General features: G+C 69.4%; 16 protein-coding genes. 7 read left to right on the top strand and 9 right to left on the bottom strand.

Annotation, left to right across the window (positions count from 1 at the left end):
- The first annotated feature begins 141 nt into the window (after nt 1-141).
- Together Q8S30_RS15850 and Q8S30_RS15845 are read left to right on the top strand one after the other, a co-directional pair.
- Complete coding sequence (locus tag Q8S30_RS15850) at nt 142-687, top strand: sigma-70 family RNA polymerase sigma factor (protein WP_371135537.1); 546 nt, start codon at nt 142-144, stop codon at nt 685-687.
- Nucleotides 684-1,331, top strand: a complete 648-nt coding sequence (locus Q8S30_RS15845) for a ChrR family anti-sigma-E factor (protein WP_371135536.1) — start codon at nt 684-686, stop codon at nt 1,329-1,331. Before Q8S30_RS15850 ends, Q8S30_RS15845 begins: the two co-directional genes overlap by 4 nt.
- A 103-nt stretch (nt 1,332-1,434) precedes the next feature.
- Here the strand turns inward: Q8S30_RS15845 and mutL are convergent, their stop codons facing one another.
- The 8 genes from mutL to Q8S30_RS15805 all read right to left on the bottom strand — a co-directional run bounded on the left by mutL (nt 1,435) and on the right by Q8S30_RS15805 (nt 12,080).
- Nucleotides 1,435-3,264 (bottom strand): DNA mismatch repair endonuclease MutL, encoded by a 1,830-nt coding sequence (gene mutL / locus Q8S30_RS15840; RefSeq protein WP_305666988.1) that lies wholly within the window; start codon nt 3,262-3,264, stop codon nt 1,435-1,437.
- A 48-nt stretch (nt 3,265-3,312) separates the two neighbouring features.
- Nucleotides 3,313-4,623 (bottom strand): pitrilysin family protein, encoded by a 1,311-nt coding sequence (locus Q8S30_RS15835; RefSeq protein WP_305666987.1) that lies wholly within the window; start codon nt 4,621-4,623, stop codon nt 3,313-3,315.
- Entirely contained in the window at nt 4,620-6,017 is a 1,398-nt protein-coding gene (locus Q8S30_RS15830; RefSeq protein WP_305666986.1) for a pitrilysin family protein, read from the bottom strand. Before Q8S30_RS15830 ends, Q8S30_RS15835 begins: the two co-directional genes overlap by 4 nt.
- A 98-nt stretch (nt 6,018-6,115) precedes the next feature.
- Nucleotides 6,116-6,661, bottom strand: a complete 546-nt coding sequence (locus tag Q8S30_RS15825) for a DUF3035 domain-containing protein (protein WP_305666985.1) — start codon at nt 6,659-6,661, stop codon at nt 6,116-6,118.
- A gap of 94 nt (nt 6,662-6,755) precedes the next feature.
- Nucleotides 6,756-7,250 carry a signal peptidase II gene (lspA, locus tag Q8S30_RS15820; protein ID WP_305667041.1) on the bottom strand — a complete coding sequence of 165 codons (495 nt, stop codon included), beginning with the start codon at nt 7,248-7,250 and terminating at the stop codon, nt 6,756-6,758.
- 35 nt (nt 7,251-7,285) lie between these two features.
- Nucleotides 7,286-8,872, bottom strand: a complete 1,587-nt coding sequence (gene purH / locus Q8S30_RS15815; protein WP_305667040.1) for a bifunctional phosphoribosylaminoimidazolecarboxamide formyltransferase/IMP cyclohydrolase — start codon at nt 8,870-8,872, stop codon at nt 7,286-7,288.
- Nucleotides 8,873-8,896: 24 nt separating this feature from the next.
- Nucleotides 8,897-10,618 carry a heparinase II/III family protein gene (locus Q8S30_RS15810; RefSeq protein WP_305667039.1) on the bottom strand — a complete coding sequence of 574 codons (1,722 nt, stop codon included), beginning with the start codon at nt 10,616-10,618 and terminating at the stop codon, nt 8,897-8,899.
- A gap of 175 nt (nt 10,619-10,793) precedes the next feature.
- Nucleotides 10,794-12,080, bottom strand: a complete 1,287-nt coding sequence (locus tag Q8S30_RS15805) for an RsmB/NOP family class I SAM-dependent RNA methyltransferase (protein WP_305666984.1) — start codon at nt 12,078-12,080, stop codon at nt 10,794-10,796.
- 89 nt (nt 12,081-12,169) lie between these two features.
- Here Q8S30_RS15805 and Q8S30_RS15800 point away from each other — a divergent pair, with 89 nt between their 5' ends.
- Nucleotides 12,170-12,361 (top strand): DUF1674 domain-containing protein, encoded by a 192-nt coding sequence (locus Q8S30_RS15800; protein ID WP_305666983.1) that lies wholly within the window; start codon nt 12,170-12,172, stop codon nt 12,359-12,361.
- 4 nt (nt 12,362-12,365) lie between these two features.
- Here Q8S30_RS15800 and dapB read toward each other — a convergent pair whose 3' ends face one another.
- Nucleotides 12,366-13,175 (bottom strand): 4-hydroxy-tetrahydrodipicolinate reductase, encoded by an 810-nt coding sequence (gene dapB, locus Q8S30_RS15795; protein ID WP_305666982.1) that lies wholly within the window; start codon nt 13,173-13,175, stop codon nt 12,366-12,368.
- Nucleotides 13,176-13,285: 110 nt separating this feature from the next.
- On the opposite strand from dapB, the gene rbfA reads away from it, so the two are divergent.
- From rbfA to Q8S30_RS15775, 4 genes are all read left to right on the top strand, one after another.
- Nucleotides 13,286-13,702 carry a 30S ribosome-binding factor RbfA gene (rbfA, locus tag Q8S30_RS15790; protein ID WP_371135535.1) on the top strand — a complete coding sequence of 139 codons (417 nt, stop codon included), beginning with the start codon at nt 13,286-13,288 and terminating at the stop codon, nt 13,700-13,702.
- Entirely contained in the window at nt 13,686-14,429 is a 744-nt protein-coding gene (locus Q8S30_RS15785; protein ID WP_371135534.1) for a phosphodiester glycosidase family protein, read from the top strand. The genes rbfA and Q8S30_RS15785 overlap by 17 nt, the downstream gene beginning before the upstream one ends.
- A 54-nt stretch (nt 14,430-14,483) precedes the next feature.
- Nucleotides 14,484-15,386: a tRNA pseudouridine(55) synthase TruB gene (truB, locus tag Q8S30_RS15780; RefSeq protein ID WP_305666981.1), complete on the top strand. Its 903-nt coding sequence runs from the start codon at nt 14,484-14,486 to the stop codon at nt 15,384-15,386.
- Between the two features lie 130 nt (nt 15,387-15,516).
- Nucleotides 15,517-16,695, top strand: a complete 1,179-nt coding sequence (locus Q8S30_RS15775) for a calcium-binding protein (RefSeq protein WP_305666980.1) — start codon at nt 15,517-15,519, stop codon at nt 16,693-16,695.
- The last annotated feature ends 58 nt before the right edge of the window (nt 16,696-16,753 follow it).

The raw sequence follows: 16,753 nt of genomic DNA, 5'->3' as shown, positions 1-16,753 counted from the left end.
AGCCTCATGTTGACCGATGCCCTCACCCTCGACTTTGCGGATGCATCCCCGCCGCGCCCTGCCTACACTGGCAGGGTAAGGGCCGCCCCGCGCCGGGCGCGTCCCATCCCGACTGCCCCGATCGCGGAGACAAAGCCGACCGTGCAGCCTGCAACTGATGACATCGACTGGAGCGCCGTGCTGCTGCGGGTGCGCGATTCCCGCGACAACGCCGCCTTTGCCGCGTTGTTCCGGCATTTCGCGCCGCGGGTGAAGGCGTTCCTGATGAAATCCGGCGCCGATGCCACGCTGGCCGAGGAATGCGCGCAGGACGTGATGGCGACGCTGTGGCACAAGGCGCATCTCTACGATCCGGCCCGCGCCAGCGTGGCGACATGGATCTTCACCATCGCCCGCAACCGCCGCATCGACGCGCTGCGCCGCGCCCGGCGACCAGAGCCCGAAGACCTGACATGGGGCCCGGACCATGAGCCCGATCAGGCCGATGTTCTGGCCCAGCGGCAAGACAGCGCCCGCCTTGGCGCCGCGCTGACCCAGCTTCCGCCCAAGCAACGCGAACTGATCGAGCAGGCCTATTTCGGCGACCGCACCCATACCGAGATTGCGGCGGCCACCGGCCTCCCGCTCGGCACCATCAAATCCCGGATTCGGCTCGCGCTGGATCGCCTGCGCCATGAACTGAAATGACCACCATGACCATTCAACATCACCTCACCGACGATCTTCTGATGGGCTATGCTGCCGGCACCCTGCCCGAGGCGTTCAGCCTTGTCGTCGCCGTCCATCTGTCGCTCTGCGACGACTGCCGCGCCCGGTCCGAGGCCTATGAGGCCGTGGGCGGCTCGCTGTTGGGTGCGCTGGAAACGGCGGACCTTGCCGAAGACAGCCTGCAAGCCACGCTCCGCCGCATCGCCGCTGGCCCGCCGACAGAGCGGGTGCGCAAAGCCGGTGGCCTGTTCCCCGCCCCGCTGCAAGATTACGTCGGCGGCGATCTGGCTGCCGTGCGCTGGCGCCCGGTGGGCATGGGCGTGCGTCAGGCGATCCTGCGCACCGACCGCGGCGCCAGCGCCCGGCTGCTGTATATCCCCGCCGGTGCCGCCGTGCCCGACCACGGCCACCGCGGGCGCGAGCTGACGCTGGTCCTGCAAGGCGCCTTCCGGGATGAGGATGGCCGCTTCGGCCCCGGCGATGTCGAGATTGCCGATGAGGCGGTGCAGCACACCCCCACCGCCGAAGCCGGCCTGCCCTGCATCTGCCTCGCCGCGACCGACGCGCCCCTGCGCTTCCGCAGCCTGATCCCGCGCCTTGCGCAGCCGTTCTTCAGGATCTGAGCGCGGTGAGTGGCGGCAAATCGGATGCATAAAAACCGCATGGTTTCTGCATAGCTTCTGTATCCCGAAAACCGCGCCGCCCCAAAGGCTTGCGCGGCTTTTCTCACCTACGCCCGAACAGCCGCTCGATATCCGCCAGCTTCAGTTCCACATAGGTCGGGCGGCCGTGGTTGCACTGGCCCGAATGCGGCGTCGCCTCCATCTCGCGCAGCAGCGCGTTCATTTCCTCGGGCCGCATCTGCCGCCCCGACCGCACCGAGCCGTGGCAGGCCATCCGGCTCAGCACCGCGTCGATCCGCGCCTGCAATTGCTGGCTGTCGCCCAGATCGGTCAGCTCATCGAGAATGTCCCGGATCAGCGCCGCAGCATCGATCACGCCCAGAATTGCTGGCGTTTCCCGCACCGCGACCGCGCCACCCCCGAACGGTTCCAGCACCAGCCCCAGCGTGGCCAGCTCCGGCGCCAACTCCAGCAGCCGCGATGCATCATGTTGGGATAGCTCGACAATTTCCGGGATCAGCAGCGCCTGCGCCGGCACGCCGCTGCCCGCCCGCTGCGCCTTCAGCCGCTCATAAACCAGCCGCTCATGCGCCGCGTGCTGATCGACGATCACGATGCCGGTCTCGGTCTGGGCGATGATGTAATTCTCATGCAGCTGCGCCCGCGCCGCGCCCAGCGGCAGCGCGACCGGGGCCGCCTCCGGCACCTCATACCGCGCCGAGGCCTCGGCCAGTTCCGGTGCCAGGGTCGGCTGCGGTGCCTGAAACTCCCAGGCCGTCCGCACCGCGCCCATCGAGGGCCGGTCCATCTGGTAAACCCTTGGCGCGCCGATGATTTCCGGCCGCATCGCCCCCAACGTCTCCCCCGCCACGGTAGATGACGCCCTATGCCCCGCCCCCGCCAGCGCATGGCGCAGGGCCGAAACGATCAGCCCCCGCGCATTCCCCGGCTCGCGGAACCGCACCTCGGCCTTGGCGGGATGCACGTTCACATCCACCGCCTGCGGATCGCAGGTCAGGAACAGCGCCGCCGCCGGGTGTCGGTCGCGCGACAGGAAATCCATATAGGCCGCCCGCAACGCCCCGATCAGCAGCTTGTCCCGCACCGGGCGGCCGTTCACGAACAGGAACTGCTCCACCGCCGCGCCCCGCGAATAGGTCGGCAGCGCCGCAAAGCCGGTCAGCCGCAGCCCCTCGCGTTCGGCGTCAATCGGCAGCGCGTTGTCGGCAAACTCGCGCCCCAGAATGCGGGAAAGCCTTGCCTGCAAGGCCCCGAACAGCTCCCCCTGCTCGGCATCGGCGCGCAGGATCACCCGTCCCTCGCCCCCCGTCTCGTCGCGCAGGGTGAAGCCGACATAGGGCTCTGCCATCGCCAGCCGCCGCACCACATCGGCAATCGCCTGCGCCTCTGCCCGGTCGCCGCGCAGGAATTTCAGCCGCGCGGGGGTGGCGTAGAAGAGGTCGCGCAGCTCCACCACCGTGCCGCCGCTCAGCGCCGCGGGCCGCACGCCCTCCGCCCGCCCGCCCGACACCGCGATCCGCGCCGCCTCGGCCCCTTCGGCGCGCGAGGTGATGGTCAGCCGCCCGACGGCCCCCAGCGAGGGCAGTGCCTCACCGCGAAAGCCGAAGCTGTGGATTGCCAGCAGGTCGGACCCGTCGATCTTCGACGTGGCATGGCGCGAGAGGGCCAGCGGCAGGTCGGCAGCAGTCATCCCGCAACCATCATCCGTCACCCGGATCAGCGTCTTGCCACCATCGGCATAGGCCACCTCGATCCGCCGCGCCCCGGCATCGAGCGCGTTTTCCACCAGCTCCTTCACCGCAGAGGCGGGGCGCTCGACCACCTCGCCGGCGGCGATGCGGTTCACGGCCCCCTCATCCAGCTGGCGGATCACCGGGCGCGGGAGGGACATATGGGGGGTGGGGGCGTTCATGCCACCAGAATTAGCATGGCCCTATAGATTCGGCCATGCCCTCGGCTGTCAGTTCGAGGCTTCCAGCGCCACCGGCCGCCCCGCCACCACGAAGCGCAGATCCTCGGGCTGCAACCGCTCCGCCGCCACGCGGGCGATATCCTCCAGCGTCACCGCCTCCACCTCCGCATTGCGGGTGTTGACGTAATCGGCCGGAAGATCATCCAGCTGCATCCCCACCAGAATGTCGGCGATCTGGCCGTTGCCGTCGAACCGCAGCGGGTAGGACCCGGTCAGGTAGGTCTTCGCCGCCTCCAACTCCGCCTCCGTCACGCCGCCCTCCGCCGCCTTCACCCATTCCGCCCGCACCACCTCGATCGCCTCGGCCACCCGGTCGTTCGACGAGGCAAAGCTGCCCTGCCAGGTTTCGGCATGATCGCGCGGCACGATGTAGGAATAGACGCCATAGGTCAGCCCCCGCGCCTCGCGCACCTCTTGCATCAGCCGCGAGGAGAAGCCGCCGCCGCCGAGGATCTGGTTGAGGATATAGGCCGGGAAGAAGTCGGGATCGTCGCGCTTGAGCCCCTCATGCCCGAACACCACCACCGATTGCGGCGTGTCGAAATCCACGACCGTCACGCCGCCGGTCAGGCCCATTTCGGCCTCGCCGGGCAGCGCCGCGCCGGTCTCGGGCAGATCGGCCAGCAGATTGTCGAGCAACAGGCCCAGATCCTCGGCGGTGATGTCGCCGACCGCCGACACCACCACCCGGTTGCGGGCGATGGTGCGGGCCTTGGCGTCCAGGATATCCTCGCGCGTCAGCGCCGCGACGCTTTCCAGCGTTCCATCCGGCGCCGTGGCATAGGGATGCGCGCCAAAGGCCAGCGCGTCGAAGGCGCGGCCCGCAAGCGTGCCCGGGTCCTGCGCGTCAGATTGCAGGCCCGACAGCACCTGCCCGCGCACCCGTTCCACCGCATCAGTATCAAACCGCGGCTCGGTCAGCGCCAGTTTCAGCAGGTCCACCGCCGCATCGCGGTTCTCGGTCAGCATCCGGGCAGAGACCGACAGCGTGTCATCGCCCACGCTGAAGCGATAGGTCGCGGCCAGCGCCTCGCGCGCCTCGGCAAAGCCCTGCGCATCCAGATCGCCCGCGCCCTCCTCAATTGTCGCAGTCATCAGGTTGATGGCGCCGCGCTTGCCGGGCGCATCAAGGCTGGCGCCGCCACGGAACCGCAGTTCCAGCGCGACGAAGGGGATCGAGTGATCCTCCACCAGCCAGGCCTCGATCCCGCCGGGCGAGGTGATTTCCTGAATCTCCACGGCCTCGGCGGGGGCGGCCAGCATCAGCGCGGCGCAGGCCGCAAACAGGGCGCGGATCATTGCATCACCTCCACAGGGTCGGCCGCAGCCGGGTCGGGCATGGGCCCAGCCGTATCCGGCGCGCCGCCAGCCTCGGTCTGCATCAGCCAGCCGGTCACGGCGCGGCGCTTGTCGAACACTTCGGCGGCGGCGGCCATCACGTCTTCTTCCGTCACCGCCTCCAGCACCTCCGGCCAGGCCTGCACATCGGCCACGGTCAGGCCGGATGTCAGGGCCGCGCCATAGCGGCGAGCGAGGCCATCGACGCTGTCGCGGGCATAGATCTCATCGGCGCGGATCTGGGTCTTGATCCGCTCGAACTGCGCCGGATCGACGCCTTCCTCAAGGAACTCCGCCAGCGCGGCATCCAGCGCCGCCTCGGCCTCGGCAAGACCCACCCCCGGCGCCGGCACGATGGCCAGCCCGAAGGTCGAGGCATCCAGCGACACCGCATCGTAGAAGGCCGATGTGTAAAGCGCGACCTGCGTATCGAAGCTCAGCTTGCGGCCCAGGACCGAGGTTTGCTGGTTCCCGCCCAGAAGATCGGCCAACAGCGTCAGCGCGGCGGCCTGCTCCTGCGCGCCGGCGTTCCGCTCTGGTGCCAGATAGGTGCGCACCACATAGGGCTGCGCCACGCGAGGGTCGGAATATTCGATGCGCCGTTCCGCCAGCTGCGGCGGCTCGCTGGTGCGGGTGCGTTCGGGCAGATTGGCGGAGGGCTCCAGCGGGCCATAATGCACTTCGGCCAACCGCTTCACCTCGGCCGGGTCCACATCACCCGCGACGATGAGGATCGCATTGTTGGGTGCGTAGTAGAGGCGATACCAGTCCAGCGCGTCCTGCAGGCTCAGCTGCTCCATCTCATGCCGCCAGCCGATGATCGGGATGCCGTAGGGATGGTTCAGGAACTGCGCCGCCATCCGCTGTTCCGCGAACAGCGCGGCCGGGTCGCTGTCGGTGCGCTGGCTGCGTTCTTCCAGGATCACCGCGCGTTCGGTCACCACATCCTCTTCGGACAGGATCAGATCGCGCATCCGGTCCGCTTCCATCTCCATCACCAGGCCAAGCCGGTCGGCGGCGATGCGCTGGAAATAGGCGGTGTAGTCCTGCGAGGTGAAGGCGTTGTCGGACCCGCCATTCGCCTCCACGATCCGCGAGAATTCTTTGGGCGCAATATCGTCAGTGCCCTTGAACATCAGGTGTTCCAGAAAATGCGCGACGCCCGACACGCCCGGCTGCTCATCCGCGGCGCCGATCCGGTACCAGACCATGTGCGTGACGGCCGGGGCGCGGTGATCCTCGATCACCACGACCTCCATCCCGTTCTCAAGCGTGAAGGTGGTCACATCCTCTGCCACCGCGGGTGCCGCCACCAGCAAGGCCAGCGCCATCGCCGCAAGATGCCTGATCCACATTCCGCTATCCTTCCAGGTCCGGGTCGTCTGGCCCGCACCCTAGCCCTAAGCCGGCACGGCGCAAGACGGGTGACGCGGAAGTGAGCGGCAGTGACGGTTCAGCGCGCGGCTTCGACGGCCTTTGGCGGTGCGCCCACGGTGCGCACGCCCATCGCGCGCCAGCGCTCCAGCTCGGCATACTGGTCCAGCGACAAGGGCTCATAGGCCTTGTAGTAGATGTTCACGTTGAACACCCGCTCCAGCAGCCGGCCATCGTTGCGGCGGCGATAGTCCAGATCCTCGGCCGCAAGCTGCGCGCGGATCGCGGGAGAGGTGCCAAAGCGCGCGGCGTGGCCTACCAGCCCGCCATCGCCCGCCGGCACGCCGGTACGGCCAAGCGCTGCAGGATTACCGCCAAGCGCGGCCACGGCATCCGCCTCGGGGGTCGGGTCGGTGCGGTTGCTGCCGCCGGGCGTCGGCTCCGGCAGGGCGGCCACATCCCCTGGCAGTTCCAGCGGCTTGGTCGGAAGGATGCCGAACTCGTCGGCGCCCGCGCCCTTCTGGCGCAGGTTCATCAGCTCGGGGACGCCATTGCGGTCACCGCAGGCGGCCAGCGACAACAGGGTCGCGCCCGCAATCACGATGATGCCAAATTTCGCCCGCATCGGCCTTCCCCCTTGCAGTTCCCGGCCCCACTTAGCGCCGGGCTCGTCTTAGCGCATGTCATGGCCCGCGTCACGGGGGCATCTTGGCCCCGCATCAGCCCCGCTTGCCGCGCGCCTTGGCTGCATCCTTGCCCTCGCCGGCAAAGAGCACAAGCCCGATCGCGCCGGCAAAGATCGCAATATCGGCCACGTTGAACGAGAACGGGTTGGCGAGGCCGGGCACGCTCATGTTCAGAAAGTCGGCCACCGCGCCATACAGCACCCGGTCCAGCACATTGCCAAGCGCGCCGCCGATCAGCAGCCCGGCGGCGATGCGGGCGCGGACCCCTTGCGGCTCGCGCTGCATCCAGATCCAGACCCAGGTGGAGATAGCCAGCGCCAGCGCGATCAGCACCCACCGCATGATGTCGGCCGAATTGGCGAACAGGCCGAAGTTGATGCCCTGATTCCACGCCATGCGGAACTGCAGCCAGGGCGGCAGCACGTCGATCTGCAACTTGCGGTCCAGCTGCATCAGATGGACCACGATGTATTTCGACAGCTGGTCCAGCACGAAGATCACCGCCGCCGTCCAGATCACCGCCCGCATCGACTTGGTTTTGGCCTGTGCCATCCCCTCGCCCCTCAGTGCCGGAAATGGCGCATGGAGGTGAAGACCATCGCCAGCCCCGCGGCATCGGCGGCGGCAATCACCTCGGCATCGCGCATCGACCCGCCCGGCTGGATCACGGCCGTCGCCCCGACAGCCGCCAGCACTTCCACGCCATCCGCGAAGGGGAAGAACGCATCCGACGCAGCCACGCAGCCACGGGTCAGCGGTTCGGCAAGGCCAAGCGCCTCGGCCATGTCCTCGGCCTTGCGGGCAGCGATGCGGGTCGAATCGACGCGGCTCATCTGCCCCGCGCCGACGCCGACGGTGGCACCGTCCTTCACATAGACGATGGCGTTCGATTTCACATGCTTGGCCACCCGCCAGGCGAACAGCATGTCGGCCAGCTCGGCCTCGGTCGGGGCGCGCTTGGTCACCACCTTCAGGTCATCGAGGGCAATTCGGCCATTGTCCTTGCCCTGCACCAGGAACCCGCCGCCCACCTGCCGGAAGGTCAGGATCGGCGCCGCCGGATCGGGCAGCGCCTCGGTCGTCAGCAGCCGCAGGTTCTTCTTGGCCGCAAACACCTGCATCGCCGCCGCATCGGCGCCGGGGGCGATCACCACCTCGGTGAAGATCTTGGCGATCTCTTCCGCCGTCGCCGCATCCAGCGGACGGTTCAGCGCCACGATCCCGCCAAAGGCGGAGGTGCGGTCGCAGTCATAGGCGCGGGTATAGGCCTCGAGCAGCGTGGCCCCCGTCGCCACGCCACAGGGGTTGGCGTGCTTGATGATCGCGCAGGCGGGTGCGTCGCCGCCGAACTCCGCCACCAGCTCGAACGCGGCGTCGGTGTCGTTGATGTTGTTGTAGGACAGCTCCTTGCCCTGCCATTGCTTGGCAGTGGCCACCCCGGCGCGGCCGCTGCCATCGGTGTAGAAGGCCGCCGACTGATGCGGGTTCTCGCCATAGCGCAGGGTCTGGGCCAGCGTGCCGGCAAAGGCGCGGCGGCGCGGTGCGCCTTCGCCAATCGCCGCCGCCATCCAGGTGCTGACCGCCGCGTCATAGGCCGCAGTGCGGGCATAGGCCGCCTGCGCCAGCCGCTGGCGGAAGCCAAGGCTGGTGCGGTCGTCATTTGCGTCGAGCTCGGCCAGAAGTGCCGCATAATCCTGAACATCCACGACCACGTTGACGAACAGATGGTTCTTCGCCGCCGCGCGGATCATCGCCGGGCCGCCGATGTCGATATTCTCGATGCAGGTGTCATAGTCGGCACCCTTCGCCACCGTCGCCTCGAACGGGTAGAGGTTGACCACCAGCAGGTCGATGGGATCAATCTCATGCTCGGCCATCGCCGCCTGATGCTCGACATTGTCGCGCAGCGCCAGCAGCCCGCCATGCACCGCTGGATGCAGGGTCTTGACCCGGCCATCCATCATCTCGGGGAAGCCGGTCACGTCGGCCACATCGCGCACGCTCAGCCCCTCGGCCCGCAGCAGCGCCGAGGTGCCGCCGGTGGACAGAAGCTCCACCCCCCGCGCCGCCAGCGCCCGGGCAAACTCCACCAGCCCGGTCTTGTCGGAAACGGAAATCAGCGCACGGCGCAGGGGCACAAGATCGGTCACGGCATCAGTCACAGGAGGCTTCCTTCAGAAATGGGTGGTGTCGTCGCGTTCCAGATCGCGGATGGCGGCGGGGGTATCTTGTGCCTTCGCCAAGGTCCAGCCGATCTGGCAGGCATAATCCATCACGCGCGCTGACAAAACGATCTGCCGCGTCCCGCGCGGCTTCAGCCGACCCCGCTCCAGATAGACCGAAGGCTCCAGCCGCAGCGCGCCGGTGCCGTCATGGCGGAACACCCAGATCTCGCCGCTTTTCAGCGCCATCGACACTGCGGTGCCGCCCATGTCCAGCGCCGCATCCACATCGGGATGCAGATGGAAGCGGATGTCGAAGGGGATGCCTTGCAGCCCGGTGCGATCCATCAGCACATCGAACCGTCGCCGATGCGCCGAGGTCAGCGCCCCCAGCGTATCTTCGCCGCGCAGCACACGGCCGGTGGTGTCCAGCAGCAATTCGCGCACATGGGTCATGCCGTGGGTCGGGGCGTATCCGTCATGGCCGGCGATCAGGCGGATGCCATCCTCGCCATGCTCCAGATCCACCCGAACCTCGCCCGGCGCGTCGCCGAGCAGGCGCCGCCCGCCCTTCAGGACCAGCCCGTCCGTGCCGAGCCGGGCCGAGGAGAAGCCCTCGATCCCCAGCGTCGAGTGGCTGGGCGTCGCCCGCCCGGCGCGGTGCCAGTCGGGGCCGAAGCCCGCACCCGAGCCGCAGTTCACCACCAACGGACGGCGGCCCGAGGTCAGCTCGAAGGCCAGGGTCGAGGCATGGGCATTGGAGGACGCCGCCCCCACCGGAGGCCGCGCGGCATCGACGATCACCGTGCTGCGCCCCGCGGCGAGCCGGATATAGCCCATCGAGGGCCCCTCTGCCGGAACCGCCCGCACCCCGGCCGAGGCAAGCGCCTGATCCAGCCGCCCCTCGGTGCCGCGCCCGCCGCCGTGGAAGCGCGCCAGCCCGCCATCGGAATGGCGCAGCGCCCGCAGCGTCGGCGCAATCCGCTCGATGGCCTGCAGATGCGCAGGCTGCGGGCTGCGCCCCGCCTCGGCCAGCGCCGCCGCGGCCCAGGTCAGCAGGGTGAAGACCTCCAGCAGTTCCTCGGGGTTCCGCGTCGGGATGCCGCCCTGCGCGTCGATCTGGCTGGCGCATTCCTTGGCCAGCGCATTGGCCGCGGGCCCCACATGCCGTTCCATCCCGGTCAGCGACAGGCCGGCATAGATCAGCCCGGTTAGCGCCTCGAACCGCGGCAGGCCCGGGCGGGCGGTGTGCCAGCGGCGGGCCAGGAAGATGGTCTGCTGGCCGAGGCTGCGGAAATAGGCATCCGCCTCGGCCCTCTCACGCCCGTTGAGCAAGAAGAGCGCGTGGTTGATCCAGCGGATCAGCCGCCGCCCGGTCAGGTCCGGCGTCCAGCCCGGCCCGCGCCCCCGGCCAAAGCGGGTGATCCAGTCCCAGGTCCAGGCCTGCGCCCGGGCCCGCGCCGGGCCATCGGCGACGGCGGCCAGATCGTCGAGCCAGGCGAAACCGTGCAGCGCCTCCTCGAAGGCCGGGGCGGGCATCGGCAGGTCCCACAAGGGCCAGACCTTTGAATCAGTAGGGGCCTTCGCTTCGACCAGATAACCCGCGAACAGGAAGTTGCCGGCGCAAAGCTGCTTGCCGCGCGCGAAGGATCCGATGGTCTTGGGTTCGGGCTGGCTGACAAAGCCGGTTGCAGGGCGCGCCTGCGTGGCAAGGCGCGCCGCCAGCCGGTGCATCAGGCGGATGCGCCGGGCTGTCCAGCCTTCGGGTTGGATCGCGCCTGCCGTGCCTTGGGTCATGGGGATTCGCGTGGGGTTCCGCGGGTTTTTTCGGGGACTGCTCGGCCTGAACCATAGCCACGGCAGGGGCCGCTGTCACCGCCTAATGCCCGTTTGCGCCGCGCGGCAGCGTTCACCCCGGCAGCCGCAGGCAGGCGATGAAGAACCCGTCGATCCCGCCCCGATCTGCCCAGAAATCCGGCCGCAGGCGCAGCATCCCGTCCCCCGCCCGCCATTCCGGCGCGATCCAGGGCAGGTCGGTTGCCGCGACGTCGGCCACCAGATCCGGGTGCCTGTCGCGCAGATGGGCGATCTGTTGCTCGCCTTCCTCGGGCAGCAGCGAGCACGTGCAGAACACCAGCCGCCCGCCCGGCCGCAGCAGGGTCAGCGCATGGTCCAGCATCTGCGCCTGCAGCGCGAACAGCTCGCGCAGCCCGTAGCCGCCCTTCGCATGCGGCAGGTCGGGATGGCGGCGGATGGTGCCGGTCGCCGAACAGGGCGCGTCGAGCAGCACGGCGTCCAGCAGCGCCTCTGGCTGCCAGTCCAGCGCATCGGCGACCACGAGGTTCGCCGCCAGCCCGCAGCGGCCAAGGTTCTCGGCCACCCGGTCCATGCGGCCCTGCGAGATGTCGAGCGCAGTGACCTCGGCCCCCGCCGCCGCCAGTTGCAGCGTCTTGCCGCCCGGCGCGGCGCAAAGGTCTGCCACCCGCTCGCCCGCCTGCGCGGCCAGCAGCCGCGCCGGCATCGCCGCCGCCGCGTCCTGCACCCACCAGTCGCCGCTGGCATAGCCGCCCAACTCGCTGACCTGCCCCGGCGCGGTCAGCCGCACGGAACCGCCCGGCAAAGCCTCGCCCCCCAGCCGCGCGGCCAAGGCCTCGGCATCGCCATCCTTCGGCGTCAGGTCCAGCGGGGCGCCGGCCAGATGCGCCGCCTCCATCGCGCGGGTGGCGGGCTTGCCCCAGGCCGACATCAGCCGCCCGCGCAGCCAGCCCGGCAGCTCCGGCACCGGCAGCGTTTCCCAGACGGACGGATCGGTGGCGGCGACCTTGCGCAGCACCGCATTGCCAAGGCTGGCGAAGCTGTCGGTCCGCATCCCGCCGGCGCGCAGCGTATCGACCGCTGCCCCCACCACGCCATGCGGCGCGGCGCCAAGCGCCAGCATCTCGACCGTGGCGATGCGCAGCACCGCCAGCACCGGGGCCGGGGGAGAGCGGCGCAGGAAGGGTTTCAGCACCGCATCGGCCCGCGGCATCTGCCGCAGCGTCTCGGTCGCCAGCCGCTGCGCCCGCGCCCGGTCGGCCGGGGCCAGCGCGGTCAGCGCGCCCTGCCCCAGCGCGTCGGACAGCAGCTGCCCTTCGCCCGTGACTGCCGCCACCAGATCCGCCGCGGCCGCGCGGGCCGAATGTGCGTCCTTGCTCATGCGCGCTGCGCCCCCTGAATTGCTCGGGAACCTTGTTCCCATCGTCGGCCCGCGTATATCACAGGGTGCGACGATACAAGGAACCCGCCATGACCGACGCACCCCCGACTGATCTGCGGCCCGATCTGCCGCCCGCCGCCCTTCGCGCCCTGGCCGAGGCCGAAGAGCGCCGCCGTGCCGCCACCGGCCCCGCCCTGCCCCCCGAGCTTGGCGGGCGCGACGGGCCAGAGCCGGTGCGCTATGGCGACTGGGAGAAGAAGGGCATCGCCATCGACTTCTAAGGGATCATATCCCCAGCACGTCCAGCATGTCATACTCGCCGGGGATGCGGTCCTGCCCCCACAGAGCCGCCTTCAGCGCGCCGCGGGCAAAGATCGCGCGGTCGGTGGCGATGTGGCGCAGCACGATCCGCTCGCCCGCCGCGGCAAAGATCACGTCATGCTCGCCCACCACATCGCCGCCGCGGATCGCGGCAAAGCCGATATGGCCCGGCAGCCGCGCCCCGGTGATCCCGTCGCGGCCGCGGTCCGACACCGCCGCCAGATCGACGCCGCGCCCCGCCGCCGCCGCCTCGCCCAGCATCAGCGCCGTACCCGAGGGCGCATCGACCTTGCGGTTGTGATGCGCCTCGACGATCTCGATATCCCAGTCGGCATCCAGCGCCGCCGCCACGCGCTGCGTCAGCTGCGTCAGCAGGTTGACGCCAAGGCTCATGTTCCCGGCCCGCACGATCACCGCATGGCGGGCGGCGGCGGCGATCTTCGCCAGATGCGCCGGCTCCAGCCCGGTGGTGCCGATCACATGCACGGCGCGGGCCTGCGCGGCCAGCACCGAGAACTCGACCGTCGCCTCGGGCGCGGTGAAGTCGATCACCGCCTGCGCCTTGGCGAAGACCTCCAGCGGGTCATCGGTCACCAGCACGCCCAAAGGCGCGCCGCCCATCGCCACGCCGGCATCCTGCCCGACCCAGGGGTGCCCCTCGCGCTCCAGCGCGCCGACCAGCCGGGCCTTGTCCGACGCTGCGACCGCGGCGATCAGCATCCGGCCCATCCGGCCCGAGGCTCCGGTGACGACGATACCCGGCAGATCGGTCATGGCATTCTCCTATCGGTTCGCCCCCAGTTACCGCGCGCGCGCCTGCTTGGCAAAGCCCGTTGCGCCCGAACCCCGTTGCGGCAGCGGCTTTCATGCCCTACATGCGGGGAATGGCATCCAAAAGCACTTCCCAGGGCATAGGCCCCAAGCAGCGCCAGCTTCGCGTCGGCGAGTTGATCCGGCGCAACCTGTCGGACGTTCTGGCGCGCGGCGACGTGCATGACCCAGATCTGGAGCGGATCTCGATCACCGTGGGCGAGGTGCGGATGTCCACCGACCTGAAGGTCGCCACCGCCTATGTGCTGCCCCTTGGCGGCAAGTTCGCGGATGAGGCGCTGGCCGCCCTGCGCCGCAATACCGGCGAGCTGCGCCACCTGATCTCGAAGAACATGACGCTGAAGTTCACGCCCCAGCTGCGCTTCGTGCTGGACGAAACCTTCGACCGCATGGACGAGACCCGCCGCCTGTTTGCCGACGAAACCGTGCAGCGCGACATCGCGCAACCGGACGATGACGAAGACGCGTAAGGCGCTGGCCCTGGCGCTGCTGTTGACCGTCGGCGGAATGGCCCAAGCCCAGACCTGCCAGGACACCAGCTTCGAAGGCGTGGGCTACACCGTCTGCGACGTGCCCGCCGGCGCCGACCTGCGGCTGTGGCTGACCGCGCCCGATGGCCGCCCCGTCGGCAGCTTTGAACGGCTGCGTGAGCTAGCCGCCGCCGAGGGGCGCGAAGTCGTCTTCGCGATGAATGCCGGCATGTATCACGCCGACCGCAGCGCGGTGGGCCTGCATATCGAGAACGGCGAGACGCAGTCGGGCGCCGTGACCGGCGGCGGCGGCGGCAATTTCGGGCTGCTGCCGAATGGCATCTTCTGCATCCAGCCTGGCAGCTTTGCGGTGCTGGAAACCAAGGCCTTCCTCGCCAATCCGCCCGCCTGCACCCATGCCACCCAATCCGGCCCGATGTTGGTGATCGGCGGCGAACTGCATCCGCGGTTCCTGGTCGACTCCGACTCGACCTACATCCGCAACGGCGTCGGCGTCAGCGCCGATGGCCAGACCGCCCGCTTCGCCCTGTCGCAAGGCGCGGTGAACTTCCACAGCTTCGGCCGCTTCTTCCGTGACGTGCTGGACACGCCCGAGGCGCTCTATCTCGACGGCAGCATCTCGCGGATCTACGCGCCCGAGCTTGGCCGCGATCAGGGCGGCCGCCCGATGGGGCCGATCGTCGGGCTTCTTGCACCCACCGATTGACGAAGCCGGCCCGCGCCGCTAGCAGTCGCGCCTTGCCGCAAAGGGGATCAGATCATGGGACGCAGGAAAGGCCGGGCCATCTCTGGCTGGCTGGTGGTGGACAAGCCCGCCGGCATCACCTCGACCTCGGTCGTGAATAAGGTCCGCTGGGCCTTTGGCGCCGCGAAGGCCGGCCATGCCGGCACGCTCGACCCGGCGGCGACCGGCGTTCTGGCGGTGGCGCTGGGCGAGGCGACCAAGACCGTACCCTACATCACCGATGCGCTGAAATGCTACCGCTTCACCGTGCGGCTGGGGGCGGCCACCAACACCGACGATGCCGAGGGCGAGGTGATCGCCACCTCGGACCTGCGCCCGACGGATGACCAGATCCTCGCCGCCCTGCCCGCCTTCACCGGCGACATCATGCAGATTCCCCCGCAATTCTCTGCCGTGAAGGTCGACGGGATGCGCGCCTATGCCCTCGCCCGCGAGGGCGAGGAGATGGAGCTTGCCGCCCGCCCGCTCTGGGTGGAAAGCCTCACCTTCCTCTCTCGCCCCGATGAGGGCCATGTCGAGCTGGAAATGGTCTGCGGCAAGGGCGGCTATGTCCGCTCCATCGCCCGCGATCTGGGGCAGGCGCTTGGCTGCCTTGGCCATGTGCTGATGCTGCGGCGCACATGGTCCGGGCCCTTCGACGCTGAAGACGGCCTGAGCCTTGAGCGCATCGAGGAACTGGCGCAGTCGCCGGAGCTGGACGCGCATCTGCTGCCGCTGGAAACCGGGCTGGCCGATCTGCCCGAACTGCGCGCCACCGCCGAAGGCGCGGCGCGCCTGCGCAACGGCAACCCCGGCATGGTGATCGCCTCCGACGTCGAATACGGCGACGAGGCCTGGGCCAGCCATGACGGCCAGCCGGTCGCCGTGGGCATCTACAAGGCCGGCGAACTGCATCCGAGCCGCGTGTTCAACCTCTGATCCCTCTCCCGAAATCGCGCCCAGTGGTTAACGGCGTTGTCCTTTCGGAAAGCCGAATCGCGTTCGCTGATCCCGGGTGAAGTGGGGCCTCGGGGCATTGCCTCGGGGCGCAAGGAACGGGGTGGGCGTCATGCTTATGCTGACGGGACTGCTCGGCCTGGTGGTGGCCGGGTCGATGATGGATTTTTCGTTCCTGTCTCGGAAAGAGGACGAGGACGAGGAAGATCAGATGCCGGAAGGCAGCGGCGATGACGAGGACGAGGGGCCCGGCGATCTGTGGGACGAATGGGACGACGCGCCCGAGGCCGGCGAGGAAACCGGCTGGGAGGACGACCTGCCGGACGAGGCTGAGCCGGAAACCGGCGACCTTGAACCCGATGGGCCGGACACGGACGACCCCGAACCGGAGCTCGCCAGCACCGCTCCCCGGCAGGATATCACCGGCGGGCCGGGCGATGACATCCTTGCGGGCGGCGAGGGCGATGACACGCTGCAGGGGCTGGATGGCGACGACCAGATGAACGGCGGCGCGGGCAATGACCTGCTGGTTGGCGGCGCCGGCAACGACGATCTGCACGGCGCCGGGGGCGACGATATCCTGCTGGGCGGCGAGGGCGACGACAGCCTGCACGGCCAGGCCGGCGATGACCTGCTGCTGGGCGAGGCCAGCGATGACCTGCTGCTGGGCGAGGCCAGCGATGACAGGCTTGCCGGCCATGAGGGCGATGACATCCTGCTGGGCGGGGACGGCAACGACCACCTGATCGGCGGCGAGGGCGATGACACCCTCCGCGGTGAGGCCGGCGATGACAGCCTCGAAGGCGGCCTCGGGGATGACCACCTCGACGGCGGCGCGGGGCGTGACGTGCTCTATGGCAATGACGGCGACGATACGCTGGTCGGCGTCCCAGCCGATCCGGCCGACGATTCCGCCGAGGATGCGGATTTCCTCAACGGCGGGCGCGGCGACGACACGCTGATCCTTGGCGCGGGCGACACAGGCTCGGGCGGCGAGGATGCCGACACCTTCGTTCTGGGCGACTGGCTGATGGGCGGCGAGGCGGTGGCGGTCATCGCCGATTACGACCCGGCAGAGGACCAGATCGTGCTGGCCTACGACCCCGAGGCCCATCCCGACCCCGATGTGACGGTGGAAACCGAAGGCGACACCGCCCATGTGCTGATCGACGGCATCCGCATTGCCGAGGTGACCGGCGCGGCAAACCTGACCGCCGGTGACATCTTGCTGATCGGCACGCCCGAAATTCTGGAAACCGGCTTTCCCGGCGGCGGCGCGCTGGCGGCCTGATCGCCCGGCGCGCCAAAGCACCCCCGCAGAACCCGCTTCCCTTCCGGGCGCAATTCCC

Origin of the sequence: Frigidibacter sp. (genome assembly GCF_030695035.1) — a bacterium.
Taxonomy (GTDB): Bacteria; Pseudomonadota; Alphaproteobacteria; order Rhodobacterales; family Rhodobacteraceae; genus Frigidibacter.
Note: the sequence above shows the minus strand (reverse complement) of the source record. Positions and strands in the feature narration are given on the sequence as shown.

What these genes read in the sequence shown, in the direction of transcription:
- Q8S30_RS15845 (WP_371135536.1), top strand. Translation starts at nt 684, where the DNA reads ATGACCACCATGACCATTCAACATCACCTCACCGACGATCTTCTGATG.
- mutL (WP_305666988.1), bottom strand. Translation starts at nt 3,264, where the DNA reads ATGAACGCCCCCACCCCCCATATGTCCCTCCCGCGCCCGGTGATCCGC.
- Q8S30_RS15835 (WP_305666987.1), bottom strand. Translation starts at nt 4,623, where the DNA reads ATGATCCGCGCCCTGTTTGCGGCCTGCGCCGCGCTGATGCTGGCCGCC.
- Q8S30_RS15830 (WP_305666986.1), bottom strand. Translation starts at nt 6,017, where the DNA reads ATGTGGATCAGGCATCTTGCGGCGATGGCGCTGGCCTTGCTGGTGGCG.
- Q8S30_RS15825 (WP_305666985.1), bottom strand. Translation starts at nt 6,661, where the DNA reads ATGCGGGCGAAATTTGGCATCATCGTGATTGCGGGCGCGACCCTGTTG.
- lspA (WP_305667041.1), bottom strand. Translation starts at nt 7,250, where the DNA reads ATGCGGGCGGTGATCTGGACGGCGGCGGTGATCTTCGTGCTGGACCAG.
- Q8S30_RS15810 (WP_305667039.1), bottom strand. Translation starts at nt 10,618, where the DNA reads ATGCACCGGCTGGCGGCGCGCCTTGCCACGCAGGCGCGCCCTGCAACC.
- Q8S30_RS15805 (WP_305666984.1), bottom strand. Translation starts at nt 12,080, where the DNA reads ATGAGCAAGGACGCACATTCGGCCCGCGCGGCCGCGGCGGATCTGGTG.
- Q8S30_RS15800 (WP_305666983.1), top strand. Translation starts at nt 12,170, where the DNA reads ATGACCGACGCACCCCCGACTGATCTGCGGCCCGATCTGCCGCCCGCC.
- dapB (WP_305666982.1), bottom strand. Translation starts at nt 13,175, where the DNA reads ATGACCGATCTGCCGGGTATCGTCGTCACCGGAGCCTCGGGCCGGATG.
- rbfA (WP_371135535.1), top strand. Translation starts at nt 13,286, where the DNA reads ATGGCATCCAAAAGCACTTCCCAGGGCATAGGCCCCAAGCAGCGCCAG.
- Q8S30_RS15785 (WP_371135534.1), top strand. Translation starts at nt 13,686, where the DNA reads ATGACGAAGACGCGTAAGGCGCTGGCCCTGGCGCTGCTGTTGACCGTC.
- truB (WP_305666981.1), top strand. Translation starts at nt 14,484, where the DNA reads ATGGGACGCAGGAAAGGCCGGGCCATCTCTGGCTGGCTGGTGGTGGAC.
- Q8S30_RS15775 (WP_305666980.1), top strand. Translation starts at nt 15,517, where the DNA reads ATGCTTATGCTGACGGGACTGCTCGGCCTGGTGGTGGCCGGGTCGATG.